Source organism: Burkholderia sp. Se-20373 (genome assembly GCF_017104705.1).
Taxonomy (GTDB): domain Bacteria; phylum Pseudomonadota; class Gammaproteobacteria; order Burkholderiales; family Burkholderiaceae; genus Burkholderia.
On record NZ_JAAGPH010000325.1, the window covers coordinates 1 to 1,721 of the forward strand.

Annotated in this window: 3 protein-coding genes; 2 read left to right on the forward strand and 1 reads right to left on the reverse strand. The window is 66.9% G+C overall.

The window, feature by feature from the left end:
- Positions 1 to 211, reverse strand: a 211-nt coding sequence (locus G3N96_RS38515) for a P-II family nitrogen regulator (protein ID WP_277399483.1), incomplete at its 3' end; no start/stop codon positions are given.
- A gap of 355 nt (positions 212 to 566) precedes the next feature.
- Between G3N96_RS38515 and G3N96_RS38520 the strand changes: the two genes are divergently transcribed.
- Positions 567 to 818 carry an accessory factor UbiK family protein gene (locus G3N96_RS38520; RefSeq protein WP_006489451.1) on the forward strand — a complete coding sequence of 84 codons (252 nt, stop codon included), beginning with the start codon at positions 567 to 569 and terminating at the stop codon, positions 816 to 818.
- A 299-nt stretch (positions 819 to 1,117) separates the two neighbouring features.
- Positions 1,118 to 1,721 (forward strand): magnesium chelatase domain-containing protein (locus G3N96_RS38525; protein WP_277399484.1); only part of this gene is annotated, 604 nt, incomplete at its 3' end.

The window sequence follows — 1,721 nt, forward strand, 5'->3', positions numbered from 1 at the left end:
TGACGAGATCGTCCGACACGGCTGCCTCGATCTTCATCTTCGGCAGGAAATCGACCACGTATTCGGCGCCGCGGTACAGCTCGGTGTGCCCCTTCTGCCGCCCGAACCCTTTCACCTCCGTCACCGTGATGCCCGAGACGCCAAGCGCCGACAGCGCTTCGCGCGTCTCATCGAGCTTGAACGGCTTGATGATTGCGGTAATGAGTTTCATGAAGTCCTCTCGCTGGGTTGTCCCGTCGAATTGGTTGGAATGTTGTAACGGACTCTTCTCAGCAACTCGCATGCCAAGTCGGTTCGAGCACCGTTTCAAAGGGCTTCATCAAGGGGTCGCATCGCGCGATGTAAGGTGCGGAGGCCCGGCCGAATGGCCAACGTGGCCCGGTTTGCTGGCGCGGCGAAAGGATCGTTGCTAGAGTGCACGCACGTCCCGGATCGCCGGGGCATTCACCCACGCGGGCGCCATGCCCGGAATTCGCGCTCCGGGCGCACCATTTCCGGTCATGCGTGCATCATGGGCACGTACGCAACTGAAGATGCACATTTTTTGTGCAAGGAAGGGGAATCACATGAAGCAACCCAGCGACGTTTTCAACGATCTGCAGTCGCGCGTCAGCGATCTGCTGAAAAACTCGCCGGCCAAGGACGTCGAGCGCAACGTGAAGGCCATGCTGTCGCAAGGCTTCTCGAAACTCGATCTCGTCACGCGCGAGGAATTCGACACGCAGGCGCAAGTGCTCGCCCGCACCCGCGTGCGCCTCGAGGAACTCGAGAAACGCGTCGCGGAACTCGAGCAGAAGCTCGCCGCGCCGCAAGCCTGACGCCCTGCCCGGCCGCAAGGTCCGGGCGCGGGCCGCCTCGCGCGGCCCGCGCCCGCCGCCTCAAGCACTGAAGCACTGAAGCACTGAAGCACTGAAGTCACCGTACCGCTCTTCGTCGTCCGTCGTTCTCCGCAACACCCCCGCTCTTCGCTGTTCATCGCTCTTCGCAGTCCGTCGTTCCGCTGTTCCTCGCTCTTTCCCCGCGCCACGCCGGCAAGCGCGCACCGATTCCTCCGATTCCCGCGGCACGCGGCCTCGAACGGCCGTCGTCCGTCCGCCTTGTTTACAGGAGCCTCGCCATGTCGCTCGCCGTGGTGCGCAGTCGCGCGCCCGCCTCCGGCCGTGCGCCGGACGTCACCGTCGAAGTCCATCTCGCCAACGGGTTGCCGTCGTTCTCGATCGTCGGCCTGCCCGATCTCGAAGTCCGCGAAAGCCGCGAGCGGGTGCGCGCCGCGCTGCAGAACTGCGGCTTCGAATTCCCCGTGCGCCGCATCACCGTCAACCTCGCACCGGCCGACCTGCCGAAGGAGTCGGGACGGTTCGACCTGCCGATCGCGCTCGGCATCCTCGCCGCGAACGGCCAGATCCCGGCCGACGCGCTGGCCGGCCGCGAATTCGCGGGTGAACTGTCGCTGACGGGCGCGCTGCGGCCGATGCGCGGCGCGTTCGCGATGGCGTGTGGTGTGGCGCGGGATGCGCAGTCAGCGGAAAGTGGCGCGGCGTCCGGCCTGGGTTCCGGCACGCTGTCCGGTTCAGGCAGCGGTGGCCAAGGGGCCGGCCCGGAGCCGTACTCCGCCGCCGCGTCGAACGCGCCCGAGCTGTACCTGCCGCTCGCCAGCGCCGCCGAGGCCGCGCTCGTGCCGGGCGTCACCGTGTTCGGCGCGCCGGACCTGCCCGCGCTGT

What these genes read in the sequence shown, in the direction of transcription:
- G3N96_RS38520 (WP_006489451.1), top strand. Translation starts at nt 567, where the DNA reads ATGAAGCAACCCAGCGACGTTTTCAACGATCTGCAGTCGCGCGTCAGC.